This is a genomic window from Ochrobactrum sp. AP1BH01-1, from assembly GCF_018066705.1.
In the GTDB taxonomy this organism is placed as follows: domain Bacteria; phylum Pseudomonadota; class Alphaproteobacteria; order Rhizobiales; family Rhizobiaceae; genus Brucella.
The window spans coordinates 155,457-173,835 of record NZ_JAGPOU010000006.1; the positions used below are offsets into that span (position 1 = coordinate 155,457).

Genomic DNA, 18,379 nt, shown 5'->3' on the forward strand with positions numbered 1-18,379 from the left:
AAGCTTAATGTTTTTGGTCGGCGTATCGGGCCAGACTTGAGAAGGCCAGCACGACCAGCAACAAGACTGGAAGCGCAAGAAACACCACGCCGAAGCCGCTATGCTTGGCGACAAAGCCGATCAGCGACGGCGCCACCAGCATGCCGGAATAGCCAAGCGTGGTGGCTATTGACAGGCCAACACTCGGATTGACGCCTGGCATGTTGCCAGCCATCGAGAACGCTATCGGCACCATATTGGAAATACCGATGCCGCAGATTGCGAAGCCGATAATGGCCGTTATCGAGCTGTTGCCGAACCCCACGATCAGCATGCCGATGATGGCAATGAGCGTGCAGGCGCGCAGGGTTTTAACCGCACCAAACCGGTCGCGGACGAGATCGCCTGCAAAGCGCATGATAGCCATGGCACCGGAGAATGCCGCGAAGCCGAAGCCTGCCACCGTGACCGAAGCGCCGAGATCCTGCCGCATGTGATAAGCGCCCCAATCGATAATCGCGCCTTCCGGCACCATCGAAAACAGCGCCATGATGCCGACAAGCCATGGCAGAGGATTGCGCGGCAGGGTGAGCTTCTGCTTTTCGCCGCTTGAATGATGATGCGCCGTGTCCGGGATGATCGAAGGCCACGCAATGGCAATCAGAGTGGCCGCGACAATCGTCGTGACCAGAGCGTGAACCGTCGATCCGAATTGCGTAATGAGAAAGCCGCCCGTTGCAGCGCCGATCAGCCCGCCAAGGCTCCAGAATGCATGGCAGGACGACATGATCGCCCGGCGCATCCTTTTCTCGACCGCAACCGCATTGGCATTCATGGAAACGTCCATCGCGGCCATGGTCCCGCCGAAATAGAACATCACGATCACAGCCATGACCACGTTCGGCACCAGTGCGATGATGAGCAATGCCGGAATGAAGGCAAGGGCAAAAACGCGCACCACAACGCCGGAACCGCGATGCGCTGAAAAAGCGCCTGCCACCGGCATCATGGCCAGCGAACCAAGGCCAAAGACAAGGATCATCAACCCCATGCCGGCACTATCGAGACCGAGCCGCAGGGCAAATTCCGGAATTTTCGGGGCCCATCCGCCGAAAATATAGCCGTTCGTCAAGAAGAGGAGCGCAACAGCGATCCGCTCTCTGGTTACAATCGGCGCGCGCGCGGGCGCCGCATCTTCGCGTCCCGAAACCTGTTCCATCTATCCCTCAGTTGCGGTCCGCCGCCGCACGTAAAATCTTCATACCCGATGCCGCATAAGGCGCAAGCGCCGCATCGTCCACATCATATTCGACAGCCATGACACCAACATCGCCCAGAGGAACGACATCATGAGCGGCGACCGTGCCGAGCTTGTCGCTCGTAATGGCAAGCGCCACGATCCGGCTGCGTCCGGCAATCACCCGTTTGAATTCCGCATCGTCCAGATGCAGCGCCGTCACGCCGATTTCGGCGGCTATGCCGCATGCACCCAGAACGCACAGATCGGGCCGCAACAATTCCGCGTCGCGTAGAGCCCGCGCCCCAACGGAAGCGCTGACCCGCCGGTCGATGGGACCGCCGATCATGATCAGCTCGATCTCCGGGGAACGCATGAGAATTGCAGCAATGGAAGGCGTGTTGGTGACGGCAGTAATGGCTTCGCCTCGTTCGACTAAAAGCCGCGCCAGCGCCATGTTCACCGAAGACGCATCCAGAAACACCGTCATGCCTGGTTCTATAAATCCGGCCAGTACCGCAGCCAGCGCGGCCTTCGCCTGTGGTCGCTCGCAATCCCGTTCCGCCAATGGGGAAGGCTCCGGCACCGCGCGCAACGCCCCGCCATAAACGCGCCTGCAAAGCCCGGCCGCCGCCATTTCGCGCAGATCGCGCCGAATCGTATCTTCGGACACACCAAAGCTTTCCGCCAGTTCAGCCGCCAGCACGCGGCCCGACCGCTGCAGCAATTCCCGAATGCGCGCCTGTCTTTCGTGAAGCAGAAGCTCTGTCACAGCCATTTCCTCTAACATGCATAATCATGCATAAATCGGCATAAACATGCATATCAGAAATTGCGCGCACTGCAAGCGCGAAGAAAATGCCGCGGCGTTTGACGGCCGCAGCGTTGGTTCACAGATTCCGCTTCCTTTCCCTCACCCTGAGAGCCGTTGAAAACGGCGTCTCGAAGGGCGAGTGAACGCAGAGCGCCCGCCCTCGTCCTTCGACAAGCTCAGGATGAGGGGGAAGCGTAGCGCGTGAGAACCTGAAAATATTCAGTTCCCGCTGGGTAACTATTCAGAATAGACGACCAGCAAATCCTTCGCATCGATCTGCTCACCCGGACGCACCAGCACTTCCGCGATAGTGCCATCGCGTTCGGCATGGATGGCGGTTTCCATCTTCATCGCTTCGATGGAAAGCAGCACATCGCCCTGCGAAACCGTCTGTCCAGCAGCGACGGCAACCGTGGAGACGACGCCCGGCATTGGCGCACCGACATGGCTGTCATTCCCCGCTTCCGCCTTGCGACGGGCACCGCCCGACGCGCCCTTGGCGCGGTTCGGCACCTTGATGCGGCGTGGCTGGCCGTTCAGCTCGAAGAACACCGTCACCATGCCCTTCTCGTCGGTTTCGCTTATCGCCTGATTGACGATCACCAGCGTCTTGCCGCGCTCCAGATCGACGAAGACTTCTTCCTCCGGCTTGAGGCCGTAGAAATAGACCGGTGTCGGCAGAACGCTCGTCGGGCCATAGGTTTCCTGCGCCGAGGCATAATCGGTGAAGACCTTCGGATACATCAGCGCCGATGCAAACTCCTGATCGGAAATCTTGCGTTCAACCGTCTCCTCGAACCTTTCGCGTTCGGCGTTGAGATCGGCAGGCTCCAGCAGCGAGCCGGGACGCACGGTGAACGGCTCCTCACCTTTCAGGATTTTCTTCTGGAGCGCCTTCGGCCAACCCGAAGGCGGCTGGCCAAGATCGCCGCGCATCATCGACACTACGGAATCCGGGAAAGCAATGTCCTTGGCCGGGTTCTCGACATCTGCAACGGTGAGATCCTGCGAAACCATCATCAGCGCCATGTCGCCCACGACCTTGGATGATGGCGTGACCTTCACGATATCGCCGAACATTCGGTTCACATCGGCATAGGCCTGCGCCACTTCATGCCAGCGGGTTTCAAGTCCGAGCGAACGCGCCTGCTCCTTCAGATTGGTGAACTGGCCGCCCGGCATTTCGTGGAGATAAACTTCCGAAGCCGGTCCCTTGAGGTCGCTTTCAAAGGCCGCATACTGGTTGCGCACGGCCTCCCAATAGAAGGAGATGCGGCGGATAGAATCCGGGTCGAGCCCCGGATCACGTTCGGACCCGTGGAGGGCTTCCACGATAGAACCGAGGCAGGGCTGCGATGTGTTGCCGGACAGCGCATCCATCGCCGCATCGACCACATCAACCCCCGCATCGATCGCGGCAAGCACGGTCGCCGCCGAAATGCCCGACGTATCATGCGTATGGAAATGGATCGGCAGGTCGGTTTCGTCACGCAGAGCCTTGAACAGAACGCGCGCCGCAGCAGGCTTCAGAAGGCCCGCCATATCCTTGACGGCGATAATATGCGCGCCTGCCTTTTCGACCTCTTTCGCCAGATTGGTATAATATTTGAGGTCATACTTGGCGCGATCCGGATTGAGGATATCGCCAGTGTAGCAGATGGCCGCTTCACAAAGCTTGTTTTCCTCCAGCACCGCATCCATCGACACACGCATGTTCTCGACCCAGTTGAGGCTGTCGAAGACACGGAACAGATCGATGCCGCCCCGTGCGGCCTCGCGGACGAAATATTTTACGACATTGTCGGGATAGGATTTGTAGCCGACGCCGTTCGCGCCGCGCAGAAGCATCTGCAGAAGCAGGTTCGGAGCGCCTTCGCGCACCAGCGCCAGACGTTCCCACGGATCTTCCGTGAGGAAGCGCATTGAGACATCGAAGGTCGCGCCGCCCCAGCACTCCAGAGAAAACAGGTTCGGCAGCGCCTGCGCGTAGGAATTGGCGATGCGGGCAATGTCATAGGTTCGTACACGGGTGGCAAGCAAGGACTGATGGCCGTCGCGCATGGTCGTATCGGTAATCAGCGCACGCTTTTCATTACGCACCCATTCCGCGAATTTCTTCGGCCCCAGCTCGTCCAGACGCTGCTTGGTGCCGTCGGCAATCGGCTTGTCGCCAAACCATGGCACACGTGGCTTGGCAGCATCCTTTGCCGGCTTTGCACGTCCGTTGGTTTCGGGATGGCCGTTGACGGTCACATCGGCAATATAGGTCAGAAGCTTGGTGGCGCGATCCTGCCGCTTCACCTGCTCGAACAGTTCCGGCGTCGTGTCGATAAAGCGGGTCGTATAGTCGTTCGCCTGAAATTTTGGATGATTGATGATCGCTTCAAGGAAGGTAAGGTTCGTTGCCACGCCACGAATGCGGAACTCGCGCAAGGCGCGATCCATGCGGCGGATCGCTTCGAGCGGCGTCGCGCCGGAGGCCGTCACCTTCACCAGCAGCGGATCGTAATAGCGCGTGATGAACGCGCCCGAATAGGCCGTCCCGCCATCGAGGCGAATGCCAAAGCCCGAGGCCGAACGGTAAGCCTGGATGCGCCCGTAATCGGGGATGAAATTATGCTCCGGGTCTTCCGTGGTGATGCGGCACTGGAGCGCATGGCCGTTAAGGCGAATGTCCTCCTGGCGCGGCACACCCGATTCCGGCGTGCCTATGGCAAAGCCTTCCAGAATATGGATCTGCGCCTTGACGATATCGATACCCGTCACCTGTTCGGTGACGGTATGCTCGACCTGAATGCGCGGATTGACCTCGATGAAATAGAACTTGCCGCTATCGGCATCCATCAGGAATTCCACCGTACCCGCGCCGATATAGTCGGTCGCGTGGGCGATCTTCAGGCCGTAATTCGCAAGTTCCTGTCGCTGTTCGTCGTTGAGATAGGGGGCGGGCGCCCGCTCCACGACTTTCTGGTTGCGGCGCTGGATCGAGCAGTCGCGCTCGTAAAGATGCACGGCATTGCCGTGCGTATCGCCCAATATCTGCACCTCGACATGGCGCGCGCGTTCAATGAGCTTTTCGAGATAAACCTCGTCCTTGCCGAAAGCCGCCTTGGCCTCGCGCTTGGCTTCCGTGACCTCGCGAGCAAGATCAGCCTCGGCGCGGATGGCGCGCATGCCTCGGCCGCCGCCGCCCCAGCTTGCCTTCAACATCAGCGGATAGCCGATTTCGGCAGCGAGCTTCTTGACTGCCTCCATATCGTCGGGCAGCGGATCGGTGGCTGGCACCACCGGCACGCCGATTTCGATGGCGAGATTGCGCGCAGCAACCTTGTTGCCGAGGCGGCGCATGGTCTCCGGCTTCGGGCCGATGAAGATGATGCCGTTTTCGGCACAGGCTTCGGCAAATTCCGGGCTTTCGGACAACAGGCCGTAGCCCGGATGGATCGCATCGGCGCCCGAAAGCTTGGCAACACGGATTATCTCATCGATGGAGAGATAACTTTCGATCGGACCGAGATCGCGATCCAGATGCGGGCCGCGGCCGACCTGGTAGCTTTCATCCGCCTTGAAGCGATGCAGGGAAAGTTTGTCTTCCTCGGCCCATATGGCCACCGTTTTGAGACCCAGTTCATTGGCGGCGCGGAATACGCGGATTGCGATTTCAGATCGGTTGGCGACCAGAATTTTCCGGATAGGCTTTTGGGACAAGGCAGATCTCCCTAAACTGCAATGACAAAGGCGCCATTGCTTAACCTGCAATAGACACAAGCGCAAACAAACTGTGCAAGCGGGAGATAAAAACAAAATGCCCGACTAAAAGCCGGGCAGATTGCTGAATTTTGCAGCATTTTTTGCTAATATATCAGGCACTTTTACTTCTGAAAGTAATTGTATTTGCCGTCTTCACCCTTGCGCCATTCGAACATGACATAAGGTGAAAGGCTCGGGTCGCCCTTGGCGTCGAAGGAGATATCGCCGAGCACCGTTTTGAACGGCCCCTTCTCCTTCATCGCGGTGGCAACTTCCTGCGGATCGTTGCTTCCGGCAGCGTTGGCGGCGTTGACCAGCGACTGCACGCCCGCATAGGCGTAGAAGGTATAGGCTTCAGGCTCAAAACCCTTGTCGCGGAAAGATTTGATCAGGTCCGCATTCGACTTGTCGTCGCGCGGGTCGGGGCCAAACGTGTTCATCACACCAGCCACTGCGTCACCCGCAATCGAGGCAAGCTCGTTGGAGACGATGCCATCGCCCGAAATGAACTGCGCCTTGAGGCCCTGATCGGCCATCTGACGGATGAGCAGACCGGCTTCCGGGTGCATGCCGCCCCAGTAAACTGCGGTGATTCCGGCAGCCTTCATCTTGGAAATGAGTGCCGAGAAATCCTTGTCACCCTGGTTCACGCCTTCATAGAGCGTTTCCTTCATGCCGTTTTCGTTGAGCGACTTCTTGGTCTCGTCGGCAAGGCCCTGACCATAGGGTGTCTTGTCGTGAAGGATTGCGACCTTGCCGTCCTTGTAGTTGTCGGCCATGTACTTGCCGGCGACGATGCCCTGCTTGTCGTCGCGACGGCAGGTGCGGAACGTGTTCCACAATTCACGCTCAGTGAAGGTCGGGTTGGTGGTGCCCGGCGCAATCATCAGCACGCCATTTTCGGCATAGATGTCCGAAGTCGGAATGCTGACGCCGGAATTGAAGTGACCGATGACAAACTGGACGCCATCGCCAACGAACTTGTTTGCAACCGAAATGCCCTGCTTCGGATCGGCAGCGTCGTCGCCATAGACGATGGTGATCTGCTCGCCATTCATGCCGCCCTTGGCATTGGCTTCTGCGACGGCCGCTTCGACACCGCGCTTGATCTGCTCGCCGAAAGCCGCCTGGCTGCCGGTCAGCGGTGCGCCGACGCCGAGCTGGATGTCGGCAAACGATACGCCGCCCATTGCAACGAGTGCCGAAAGGCAGACGCCGCAGAATAAGGATTTCTTCATTTCAGTTGCTCCCACTAAACGCATACCGGAAGTTTGAAACAGTATCCGGAATACGCATCAAAACAGTCGTTCAGAGCGGTGATCTGATCCGATCAGACCGCCGTTTATTGCAGGCTCGAACAGCGGCGACGGAGCCGCCGCGCAAAGCCCGATATTCAAATGGGAGAATACATCAGCCTTGGAACGCAATATGGGCCTGAAGCTGCCCGCGCTGGAACCGGTCCTCCCACCAGAACGCAAACCGGACATAGAGAATCGCTCTATGGACCACGGCTAGAACAGATACAATCACGTTATATTACGAAGTAAAGTAATGACTTCGCCTATATCCCGCTTTTTGCGCATGACTTTATGCGGTTCGGCGGCATCTCTGGAAATACGCAAAGAAAAATGCCCGGCATTAAGCCGGGCATCTCGATGGTGTCACAAGTCAGGAAATTACTTCTGCTGAATGTAGTTAAACTTGCCGTCAGCGCCTTTTTCCCACTTGTACATGACGTAGCCGGGAAGCTTCGGATCGCCCTTCTCGTCATAGGACAGTTCGCCCAGCACGGTCTTGAACGGGCCCTTTTCCTTGAGAGCCTTGGCCACTTCCTGCGGATCGTTGCTGCCTGCAGCCTTCGCAGCCTGAGCCAGCGACTGAACGGCCGCATAGGAATAAAGCGTATAGGCTTCCGGCTCGAAACCGGCGTCGCGGAACTTCTTCACCAGATCGGCGTTGTCCGGGTTGTTGCGCGGATCGGGACCGAAGGTGTTGAGCGTGCCTTCGACAGCCGGACCGGCGATCGATGCCAGTTCGTTCGAAACGATACCGTCACCCGAGATGAACTGGGCCTTCACGCCCTGATCGGCCATCTGGCGGATGATGAGACCGGCTTCCGGATGCAGGCCACCCCAGTAAACCACCGTCACGCCAGCCTGCTTGAGCTTGGCGATCAGCGCGGAGAAATCCTTTTCACCAACGTTCACGCCTTCATAAAGCGCTTCCTTGGTGCCCAGTTCGTTGAGCTTCTTCTTGGTTTCGTCGGCAAGGCCCTGACCGTAAGGGGTCTTGTCGTGAATGACGGCGATCTTCGCATCCTTGAAATGGTCGAAGATATACTGACCGGCAACGATGCCCTGCTGGTCGTCACGGCCGCAGGTGCGGAACGTGTTCCACAGCTGGCGCTCGGTATAGACCGGATTGGTCGCGGCAGGCGAGATTTCGAGAATGCCGTTTTCGGCATAGACTTCCGAAGCCGGGATCGAAACGCCCGAGTTGAAGTGACCGATGACATATTTCACGCCGTCGGCTGCAAACTTGTTGGCAACGGAAATGCCCTGCTTCGGATCCGAAACGTCATCACCGAGCGAGATCGATATTTTCTCGCCATTGATGCCGCCCGCATCGTTGACTTCCTTGATCGCGGCTTCCGCGCCCTTCTGGATCTGCGCGCCATAAACGGCGTTCGGGCCGGTCAGAGGTGCGCCGATACCCAGAAGTACATCAGCCCAAGCCGAGCCCCCGAAAGACATGACTGCTGCAAGAGCAACGCCTGCCAAAAGCGATTTCTTCATTGTTGGAACTCCCATCATTGTATTTACCCCGAAACGATGTTTTGCATCGCTTTATTTTCTTGCTGATTACTCAGCAATATCTACGCTGAATCTTATTACTGTCAACGTGATCTTGTAAAAAAGCTTCGCCGCATGACGGCGAAGCTTTGAAATTATTTTGCTTTCCAGCTGAGCGGCGAAGCCTTCTCGTAGAGCCAGCTATACTGCCGCACCATTTGCTTGGTGCGCGTGTAGCGAAAGCCGACAGTGCCGATGATCATCAGGACGATCGTGTCCACCAGATAGTAGTGGAACGAAAGAAGCGTTCCCTCAAACAGCGCGAAGTGGATGAAACGCACCGCAGCGCCCAGTGGGATCATATAGATCAGGAACTGCACATAGGTCCGCCATGTCGAAGCACAAGCGCGCCCCGTCATCCAGGCAGCCCAACCGCCAAGCAGACAGGTGATGAGGAAAAACAACCAGAACGACGGTTCTTCGTAGAGAATACCCTGCATTTTATCCTCCTAGTGCCTTCCGCCTTCGAGATAGGCGGCGCGGACTTCCGGATCGGCCAGCAGTTCACGGCCCGCGCCGCTCATGGTGATCGAACCGTTGACCATCACATAGCCGCGATCTGCGAGCTTCAGCGCACCGAATGCGTTCTGCTCGACGAGGAAGACGGTCAGCCCCTGCGTGCGGTTCAGTTCCTTGATTGCCTCGAAGATCTGCTTGACGATCAGCGGCGCCAGACCGAGTGATGGTTCATCCAGAAGCAGGAGCTTCGGACGCGCCATCAGCGCGCGGGCGATTGCCAGCATCTGCTGTTCACCGCCCGACAATGTGCCGCCACGCTGATTGATACGCTCTTTCAGGCGCGGGAACAGGTCGAACATCAGCTTTACGTCTTCATCGAAATACTGCTGATTATCGAGGCTTGCGCCCATCTGGAGGTTTTCCAGAACCGTCATGCGCGGGAAGATGCGACGGCCTTCCGGCGACTGCGCGATGCGCAGCTTGGCAATCTCGTGCGGCGGCATGGATGTGATATCCTTGCCATTGAACACGATGCGGCCCGTACGCGCCTTCGGCGAGCCAAAGATCGTCATCATCAGCGTCGATTTACCCGCGCCGTTGGCACCGATCAAAGCCACGATCTCGCCTTCATCGACAGTCAGGTCGATACCCTTCAGGGCGCAAATATTGCCGTAATAGGTTTCGACCTTCTCGACGGCCAGAAGCGGTTGCTTTTTCTGCATGGTTTCAGCCTGCATCACTCGCCTCCCTTCTTGGGCTTCGAGGAAGCCTTTGTGGGAGCTTTTGTCGGGGCCTTGGCGCGTTTCGCACCGCTTTTGCCAGCCTTTGCCGGAGCGGTCTCACCGCTGGCCGAAGTGTCGCCCGATTCCGCGTTTGGAGAAGGTGTTTCAGCCTTCTCTTCGGCAATTTCCTCCTCGATGGCTTCCTCGGCAAGCTGGGCCGCGACCACATGCGCCGGATCGACAACGCCGGGCTTGTCCGCCTCTTCGATGAGCTCGGCGATTTCCTCGTCGTCAACGCCAAGATAGGCGGCGATGACGCGCGGATCGTTCTTGACCTCTTCCGGCGCGCCGTCAGAAATCTTGGTGCCGTATTCCAGCACGATCACATGATCGGAGATTTCCATAACGACCGACATGTCATGCTCGATCAGCAGGATCGACGTGCCGGTTTCCTTGCGGATATCGAGGAGAAGCTTGTTGAGCTCTGCCGATTCACGCGGATTGAGACCGGCGGCAGGTTCGTCGAGGCAGAGGATTTCCGGCTCGGTGCACATGGCGCGAGCGATTTCCAGACGGCGCTGATCGCCATAGGGCAAATCGCCTGCCGGATCGTCCGCACGGCCGATCAGGTTGATTTTCTCAAGCCAGTAACGCGCCTTTTCAATCGCCTCCTTCGCCGCCGACTTGTAGCCAGGCAGTCCCAGAAGACCGAGGATCGTATAACCGGAAGAGCGCATCAGCGTATTGTGCTGCGCAACGAGCAGGTTTTCCAGAACGGTGAGGCCCGAGAACAGGCGGATGTTCTGGAAGGTGCGCGCCACCTTGGCATGCTTGGTGATCTGGAAGTCGGGCAGGCGTTCCAGCAGGAACTTGTCGCCCGTCTTCCGGTTCATCGTCAGCATTCCGCCCGTCGGCTTGTAGAAGCCGGTGATGCAGTTGAAGACCGTGGTCTTGCCCGCACCGTTGGGACCGATGATCGCCGTAATATCCCCGCGCTTCACATTGAAGCTCAGATCGTTGATGGCGACGAGGCCGCCGAAGCGCATCGAGAGATGCTCGACCTGAAGGATGGTGTCTTTTTGAGTGTTGCCGGACACAGTGCCAGACATAGTGCTTATCTCCGCCATCAGCCGTGCCCTTCCTTGGTAAAGGCACCCGACACCATCTTCTTCTCATGCAGGAACGCACTCGGTTCTCGACTTCCGACGAAACCGCGCGGTTTCCAGACCATGACCACGACCATGGCAAGGCCGAAGATGAGCATGCGATAGAGTTCCGGCGTGAAATCCGGTCCGAAGATAGCTTTAAGGAAGCTCATTTCACGCAGGATTTCCGTGCCGCCGATCATGACGATCGCCGCAATGGCAATGCCGACCAGAGAGCCCATGCCGCCAAGAACAACGATGGCGAGGATGACAGCCGATTCAAGGAACACGAAGGATTCCGGGCTAACGAAACCCTGGCGTGCAGCAAAGAACGAACCTGCAAAACCACCGAACATCGCGCCAGTAGCAAAAGCCGTGAGCTTGGTTGTGGTGGTGTTGATGCCGAGAGAACGGCAGGCGATTTCATCTTCGCGCAGCGCTTCCCAGGCACGGCCAACCGGCATGCGGCGCAGACGGATGGTGACCCAGGCCGTCAGCAGCGCCAGCAGAAGGATGACGTAATAGAGGAAGAACTTGTAGTGCGCCGCCGAGAAGGTCAGGCCGAAATGGGCCGCGAAACCATCCTTGCTGGCGTTGAAGGGCAAACCGAAGAAAGTTGCCTTGGCAATGCCGGAAATCCCGAACGTACCCTTGGTCAGATCGGTCCAGTTGATGAGAACCAGACGGATGATTTCACCGAATGCCAGCGTCACGATGGCGAGATAATCCCCGCGCAGGCGCAGGACCGGGAAGCCCAGAATGACACCCCACGTGGCAGCAAAAATGCCAGCAAGCGGCAAAAGCAGCCAGAACGAGAGGCCGAAATAACTTGAAAGGATCGCGTAGGAATAGGCGCCGACGGCATAGAAGGCCACGTAACCCAGATCGAGAAGACCGGCGAGACCGACCACGATGTTAAGGCCCCAGGCCAGCATCACATAGATGAGAATCTGGACACCGAAATTGTCGACCCATTTGAGCGATCCCTGCCAGCCGAGCAGCGCGACGATCAGGATCGGGTAGACGAAGAGGAAAGCGACGCCGAGACGCGAGAAGTTGCGGCGCACGAAAGACGGGCTTTCAGTCGTCGCTGCCGACTGCTTGCTCTTGGCGAGCTTGCGCGCCTCCAGCGTTGGCTGGAGGAAGGCGACGAACAGGAAGCGGCCAATAGCGGCCAGCACGACGATGACGGCCAGCGCACCCCAGCGCTGTTGCAGCACCAGTTCGTTGTTGATGTTCTGATCGGTCTTGAAACCGATGATGAGGCAGAAGAGGCCCAGCGCCAGAAGACCGGCGAAGAACCCTTCACGAATGGCCCGGCCAAAAAGGGAATCCGGGCGTGAACTCGACTGTGCAGCCATGATTAAACCTTTTCGACTTCAGGACGGCCAAGGATGCCGGACGGCATGAAGATCAGCACGATGGCAAGGATCGAGAACGCGGCAACGTCCTTGTAATCGATCGAGAAATACGCCGACCACAGCGCCTCGATGAGACCGATGAGCAGGCCACCGACCACAGCGCCCGGAAGCGATCCGATACCGCCCAGAACAGCTGCCGTGAACGCCTTGACGCCGGGGATGAAGCCGTCGGCGAAGGAAATCACGCCATAGAAGGAGAGATAGAGCGTACCGGCCACCGCCGCGAGCATGGCGCCCATCACGAAGGTGAGCGAAATGACGCGATCCACATTGATGCCAAGAAGTGCCGCCATCTTGCGATCCTGCTCGCAGGCTCTTTGCGCACGGCCGAGCGAGGTGCGGTTGACGATATACCAGAAGATCGTCAGCAGCACCGCCGTTACCACGATGACAACGATCTGCTTGAGCGAAATCGTCACATTCGTACCGAAGATATTGAAGGAGCCATTGAGAAGCTGAGGAACCGGCTTGTTGCGCGGCCCCTGCGTTACCTGTACGAAATTCGACAATGCAATCGACATGCCGATTGCCGTGATCAGAGGCGCGAGGCGGAACGAACCGCGCAGCGGCCTATAGGCTACGCGTTCGATCGTCCAGCTCCACAAGCCTGTCAGCAGCATGGCGACGATCATCATCAGAAGAAGCATCAGCGCAATCGGCAAAGCACCGATGAAGGTTGTGATGATGAGAAAAACAATCAGCGCCATGAAGGCGCCGAGCATGAAGATATCGCCATGAGCAAAGTTGATCATGCCGATAATGCCATAGACCATCGTGTAGCCGATGGCGATCAGGCCATAGATCGAGCCGAGCGCGAGCCCGTTGATCACCTGCTGGAAGAAATATTCCATCGAGAAGCCACCCATTTTACCGTCCGGGGTTTTTTTGACGCATCTTTATTTCGTGCGCCTTCATTTTATTCCCGGCTATTTACACCTAACGGCTGTATAAAGGAATGCAAGCCCCTTTTGTCTCAAACAAAAGACTAAGGGCATCATCCTTCCACAAACTAGTTATGTCCCCTAACAAACGTCCTGTATATGTTTTTTTCTCCTACCCGGGGCGCCTTATTCCACATTTTTTGCATGACCGGAAAGCCAAAAAATAGGGAGGTCGTTAAGAAAATTACCGACCGTACCCACTTTATGGTCTTTGGGGCGCCAGCCTGCAAGCGCGGCTGAGCTGGATTTGGTTTCCGAACCGGAGAATTTTCACCCATACCTAGCGCCAAAACCTGTTTCCCCAATAGACCCTACGCGACTGTGAACCCGTGTGCAAAGGGATCGCGATCGTCGATGAAGATGGTATTGTACCCTGTCATGCGGGCCCATCCGGCGATTGAAGGCACAATTGCGGGACGCCCGGCAACTTCCGCGGCCTGTTCCACGCGGCCGTGGAAAAGAGAGCCGATAATGGATTCATGCACGAACTCATCCCCCGGCTTCAGCTTGCCCTTGGCAGCCAGCTGCGCCATGCGGGCAGACGTACCGGTTCCGCACGGCGATCGGTCGATTGCCTTGTCGCCGTAGAAGACCGCGTTGCGGGCATGCGCTTCCGGATGTTTGGGCTTGCCGGTCCACAGAATATGGCTCAGACGATTGATATCGGGCAGCAGCGGATGCTCGAACTTGTATTTCTCGTTCAGCCGCTGGCGCAGGACCGGGCTCCAGGCGATAAGCTGCAGCGCGGAATAATCTTCCATGTCGGTGTAATTTTCTTGCGGTTCGACAATGGCATAGAAATTGCCGCCATAGGCCACGTCGACCTTGAGGTTTCCAAGGTCGGGGCATTCCACTTCAAGCCCTTCGGCATAAAGGAAGGCCGGGACATTGGTGAGACGAACGCGCTCGACATATTGGCCGCTCTGCTCATATTCGATGGCCACCAGGCCGGCGGGCGTATCGAGATTGAGCTTGCCCGGCGTCTTCGGCGTCACCAGCCCCTGCTCTATCGCCATCGTAACCGTGCCGATGGTGCCGTGACCGCACATAGGCAGGCAGCCGGACGTTTCGATGAACAGCACCGCCACATCGCAATCCGGCCGCGTCGGCGGATAGAGGATGGAGCCCGACATCATGTCGTGGCCGCGCGGCTCGAACATAAGCCCGGTGCGAATCCAGTCATATTCGCGCAGAAAATGCGCCCGCTTTTCCATCATGGTCGAACCGTCGAGGTTCGGCCCGCCGCCGGCCACCAGGCGCACGGGATTGCCGCAGGTATGTCCGTCGACGCAGAAGAAGGAATGTCTTGCCATGATGATCAGTTCCGAAAACGTTGTGGCTTGAAAGGATCAATGTCGATTGCAGGCGCGGCACCGGTGATCAGATCGCGGATAAGCCGACCCGTGGCCGCCGACTGCGTGAGGCCCAGATGGCCATGGCCGAAACCATAATAAATATTGCCGCCCGCCGAGGCCCGGCCGATAACCGGCACGGAATCCGGCATGGACGGACGATAACCCATCCATTGCCGCCCGCCTTCGGTGCGAAGGCCCGGCAGAAACATCGAAGCCTTCTTTAACATGGCTTCGGACCGCGCGAAATTGGGCGGCAGGTCGAGCCCGCCGAATTCCACGGCCCCGCCGACACGCAGGCCTGTTTCCATCGGCGTGATGACGAAACCGTGGCCGGGGAAAGTCAACTGGCGCTTCACATCGAAACTGCCGACCGGCAGCGTCGTATTATAACCGCGTTCCGTATCGAGCGGCACGGCATCGCCAAAGCCTTTGGCAAGATCGCGCGACCACGCACCGGCCATCAGGACGAGGTGCGCAGCATTGATTTCAGTCCCGTCCGCAAGACGAACGCTTGCCCCGCCATTGCCCGGACTTGCAGTGGCAACCTTGGCCTGCAGGAAGCGGGCGCCCCTGCTTTCCGCATAGGCCCAGATGGCCTTGCCGAACAGTTTCGGATCGCTGACATTCTTCCAGCCGGGAACGAAGGTTCCCGCAACGAAACGCGGGCTTAGCCCCGGCTGCAATTCGGCAAGCCGATCGCCACGCACGTGTTCATAGGCAATTCCTGCATTTTCGCGGACATCCCAGCCCGGCTGAGAGGCTGCAAGCTCGGCTTCGCTCTCGTAGAGTTCCAGATTGCCGTTCTCGCGCAAACGGTCGCGCAAGCCCGCCCTGTCGATCAGCCCCATCATCTCGCGTCCGGCAAGCCGCATGATATCGGCCTGCGCAATCGCGGTTTTCGCCAGCGCATCCGCGCTGCTCGCACGCCAGAACCGGTAAAGCCAGGGCACCATCTTCGGAAAATAGGACGGACGGATCGTAAACGGTCCGAGCGGGTCCATCAGCCAGCCCGGCACCTTGCGCATGACGCCCTTGGAGGCCAGCGGCAGAATATCGGAGAAAGCGAGCGCCGCCGCGTTGCCCGCGCTGGTTTCCTCGCAAATGCCGGTCCTGTCGATAACAAGAACCTGGCGACCCGCCTCGGCAAGCAAGGCGGCAGTGGCAACACCGACGATACCGCCACCGATAATGAGAATATCCTGCTGACCCTGCGGATCAGATTTCATCGTGTACGGCTCCCCACCGGATTCAATTTTGCCTTAAGCCTTGCCGAAGAACCAGCCCGGACCGACGCTTCGGGCAATCGGCAATCGCCATGTTCAACGCCAGCACGCCATTTCTGTCCATCGATTTTTCGGAATGACGCTGTGCCGAAAGTTTGCCATCGCTTGAAAAAGCCACAAAGGCCAAGTTAGGGATCGACAGACTTAAACTGCCTCTTATTGATATATCAGAGATATATCTGTAGGATTGAACTATGTCAATCGTCGTAACCACAAGGCATGGACGGCATGGAAGAAACGAACGTTCGAGACAGGCTGACGCGGAGCCCGGCAAACATGCCGCTGGCGACCATGGACAGCTGGGCTAGCGAAAGCCTCGCCGAGCAGGCTTATCGTATTCTGGAACGCTCCATCGTCACGCTGGAACTGGAACCGGGGACTGTCGTCAACGAACGCACGCTGATCGAACTGACCGGCATGGGCCGCACGCCGATGCGCGAGGCCATTCAACGGCTTGCGTGGGAGGGCCTCGTGGAAGTCCGCCCGCGCTCCGGCATCGCCATCGCGGCCATCGATCCGACCGATTTCATCAAGGTTCTGGATGCGCGCGAAGGCGTCGAGCGCGTTCTGGCGCGTGATGCGGCGCGCTTCGGCAGCCCGCGCGACTTTGAACGGCTTGAAGCCGCCGCCGCCGCCATGCGGCAGGCCATTCCCGACGAGGATGTGGCGCTGTTTCTGGACGCCGACAAGGCGTTTGACATTGTTCTGGGGACGGCTGCGAGCAATCCCTTCGCTGCCCGTATCGCGGCGCCGTTGCAGAGCCATAGCCGCCGCTTCTGGTTCCGGCTCCGTCCGTCCAGCGGCATAGCCGGTTCGGCCAATGCGCACGCAACGCTGATCGAGGCGATCATTTCCCGCCAGCCGGAACGGGCCAGCGATACGGCGAGCGAACTCATGGCCTATTTGCGGACGCTCGCGCCCTGAGTTTCGGCGCCTGGCCAGGCTCAGCGCGCCCGCGAAGACCGGCGTGAACGCTCATTGTTTCGAACACCCACGATGGCTGCCGGTGTCGTATCAAAGATCAGCCCATCATCGGTATTGACGCCATTCAAGGCTTGCGCATAGGCATGCCGTGTCCCACGCGCCATATCCTTTGCCTGCACCGCAACAATCGAAAGTATGGCGCACAAACCGACGACAGCCTGAGACGAATGACGCATCTCAAATGCTCCCATCCCACTTTCCACGATTGACCATTGGCCAGTGGACCGTTCGGCTGCGACGGAAAGATGGCGTGGCAGGTTCAATTTCGAGACCCCACCTCACGAAACCGTAATCGATCAAAGAAAAAGCCGAAGCTGTCGCTTCGGCTTCTGGTCATTGTTGAGACTGGCGACCGGTCAATGGGACTTGTTCATCGAGTCCGACATCTTGCGAAGCACATTGAGCGCGATGTTCAGCTCCTCGTCGCTTACGCCTTCAAGGAGATCTTCGCGCACATCGCCGGCGAGCTTCACGACCTGTTCAGCCAGAATCTTGCCTTCCGCCGTCATGACGACGCGCTTGGCGCGGCGGTCGCCTTGGACCGTCTGTCGTTCGATGAAGGACTGCCGCTCCAGACCGTCAAGCAGACGCACCATGGTCGCATTCTCGATTTCAAGCGCCTCCGCCAGTTCCTTCTGGTAAAGGCCTTCCTGTTCTATCAGCGCAAGCAGGGTGCGCGCCCGCGCCAGTGTCAGGCCGCGCTCCTTCACACGTGCGTCGAAAACAGTGCGAAGCCTGCGATTGACCTTCGCCATGGCATCAATCATTTCAGCTCTGAGGTCCGCCGTATCCATGCCAATCGCCTTATATATTAGTAAACTAATGATTGAGGTCTTGGATAAATCGCAGCCGAACCATTTTCAAGCGAACTTCATGAACTCACGCAAGCGTGATGGGATTTGGCGCCAATATGACAGTTCTGCGAACAAATTCACTGCCGCACGGTAATCTGAAAAAGAAAAAGCGGGCCTAAGCCCGCTTTCCCGAAACACGATGGAGTCCTGCCGATCAGGCTGGCATGATCGTTCCCTGCAAGGTCATCAGCTGGTGCAGGAAGATTTCCGCCTTGGTGCGATGCTCGTTGGTCGAGGCATCTTCCAGATGCTTGCGGGCTTCCTCGATGCGACGCTGAATGTCTGCCGGGTTGATATCGTCCACATGGGTCGCCGATTCGGCCAGAACGGTGCAGCCCTGCGGGGTAATATCGGCGAAACCGCCGAAGACCACGTAGGCGTCGGACTTGCCGTCGGCAAGCTTCACCGAAACGACACCCGGCATGATCGTCGTCATCAGCGGCGAATGACCGGCGAGAGCCGTCAGATAGCCTTCGCTACCCGGAATGACGACTTCCGTCACCTGCGCGGAAAGCAGGAGCCGTTCAGGCGACACGAGTTCGAATTGGAAAGCTTGAGCCATGGTTCTCACTTGAATTCAAAA

15 protein-coding genes and 1 pseudogene are annotated in these 18,379 nt (G+C 58.1%); 1 reads left to right on the forward strand and 15 read right to left on the reverse strand.

The genetic code is table 11. From position 1 onward, the window contains the following. Positions 1–4: 4 nt before the first annotated feature. The 12 genes and pseudogenes from J9800_RS20525 to J9800_RS20580 all read right to left on the reverse strand — a co-directional run bounded on the left by J9800_RS20525 (position 5) and on the right by J9800_RS20580 (position 15,901). Entirely contained in the window at positions 5–1,198 is a 1,194-nt protein-coding gene (locus J9800_RS20525; RefSeq protein ID WP_114216932.1) for an MFS transporter, read from the reverse strand. A gap of 7 nt (positions 1,199–1,205) precedes the next feature. After that, entirely contained in the window at positions 1,206–1,994 is a 789-nt protein-coding gene (locus J9800_RS20530; protein ID WP_286167633.1) for a DeoR/GlpR family DNA-binding transcription regulator, read from the reverse strand. A 273-nt stretch (positions 1,995–2,267) separates the two neighbouring features. Then, positions 2,268–5,738 carry a pyruvate carboxylase gene (pyc, locus tag J9800_RS20535; protein WP_114216934.1) on the reverse strand — a complete coding sequence of 1,157 codons (3,471 nt, stop codon included), beginning with the start codon at positions 5,736–5,738 and terminating at the stop codon, positions 2,268–2,270. A gap of 164 nt (positions 5,739–5,902) precedes the next feature. Next, positions 5,903–7,018, reverse strand: a complete 1,116-nt coding sequence (locus tag J9800_RS20540) for a branched-chain amino acid ABC transporter substrate-binding protein (RefSeq protein ID WP_114216935.1) — start codon at positions 7,016–7,018, stop codon at positions 5,903–5,905. A gap of 438 nt (positions 7,019–7,456) precedes the next feature. Next, positions 7,457–8,575: a branched-chain amino acid ABC transporter substrate-binding protein gene (locus J9800_RS20545; protein WP_112591295.1), complete on the reverse strand. Its 1,119-nt coding sequence runs from the start codon at positions 8,573–8,575 to the stop codon at positions 7,457–7,459. Between the two features lie 152 nt (positions 8,576–8,727). After that, complete coding sequence (locus J9800_RS20550; RefSeq protein WP_112591293.1) at positions 8,728–9,072, reverse strand: DUF6867 family protein; 345 nt, start codon at positions 9,070–9,072, stop codon at positions 8,728–8,730. 9 nt (positions 9,073–9,081) lie between these two features. Further along, positions 9,082–9,828 carry an ABC transporter ATP-binding protein gene (locus tag J9800_RS20555; protein WP_112591291.1) on the reverse strand — a complete coding sequence of 249 codons (747 nt, stop codon included), beginning with the start codon at positions 9,826–9,828 and terminating at the stop codon, positions 9,082–9,084. Positions 9,829–9,908: 80 nt separating this feature from the next. After that, positions 9,909–10,910: pseudogene (locus J9800_RS20560) on the reverse strand (ABC transporter ATP-binding protein); the annotation flags it as partial. A gap of 29 nt (positions 10,911–10,939) precedes the next feature. After that, positions 10,940–12,319, reverse strand: a complete 1,380-nt coding sequence (livM, locus tag J9800_RS20565; RefSeq protein ID WP_112591289.1) for a high-affinity branched-chain amino acid ABC transporter permease LivM — start codon at positions 12,317–12,319, stop codon at positions 10,940–10,942. A 2-nt stretch (positions 12,320–12,321) separates the two neighbouring features. Beyond that, positions 12,322–13,230 carry a branched-chain amino acid ABC transporter permease gene (locus J9800_RS20570; RefSeq protein WP_112591531.1) on the reverse strand — a complete coding sequence of 303 codons (909 nt, stop codon included), beginning with the start codon at positions 13,228–13,230 and terminating at the stop codon, positions 12,322–12,324. A 401-nt stretch (positions 13,231–13,631) separates the two neighbouring features. Then, positions 13,632–14,633 carry a 4-hydroxyproline epimerase gene (locus tag J9800_RS20575; protein ID WP_114216936.1) on the reverse strand — a complete coding sequence of 334 codons (1,002 nt, stop codon included), beginning with the start codon at positions 14,631–14,633 and terminating at the stop codon, positions 13,632–13,634. 5 nt (positions 14,634–14,638) lie between these two features. Continuing rightward, positions 14,639–15,901 carry an NAD(P)/FAD-dependent oxidoreductase gene (locus tag J9800_RS20580; protein WP_114216937.1) on the reverse strand — a complete coding sequence of 421 codons (1,263 nt, stop codon included), beginning with the start codon at positions 15,899–15,901 and terminating at the stop codon, positions 14,639–14,641. Between the two features lie 285 nt (positions 15,902–16,186). Here J9800_RS20580 and J9800_RS20585 point away from each other — a divergent pair, with 285 nt between their 5' ends. After that, positions 16,187–16,882 (forward strand): GntR family transcriptional regulator, encoded by a 696-nt coding sequence (locus J9800_RS20585; protein WP_114216997.1) that lies wholly within the window; start codon positions 16,187–16,189, stop codon positions 16,880–16,882. Positions 16,883–16,902: 20 nt separating this feature from the next. Here J9800_RS20585 and J9800_RS20590 read toward each other — a convergent pair whose 3' ends face one another. The 3 genes from J9800_RS20590 to J9800_RS20600 form a co-directional block, all read right to left on the reverse strand. Then, entirely contained in the window at positions 16,903–17,118 is a 216-nt protein-coding gene (locus J9800_RS20590; protein WP_286167634.1) for a hypothetical protein, read from the reverse strand. A 180-nt stretch (positions 17,119–17,298) separates the two neighbouring features. Beyond that, positions 17,299–17,736, reverse strand: a complete 438-nt coding sequence (locus tag J9800_RS20595; RefSeq protein WP_112591282.1) for a MarR family winged helix-turn-helix transcriptional regulator — start codon at positions 17,734–17,736, stop codon at positions 17,299–17,301. 214 nt (positions 17,737–17,950) lie between these two features. Continuing rightward, entirely contained in the window at positions 17,951–18,358 is a 408-nt protein-coding gene (locus J9800_RS20600) for a F0F1 ATP synthase subunit epsilon (protein WP_112591280.1), read from the reverse strand. Between the last annotated feature and the right edge of the window lie 21 nt (positions 18,359–18,379).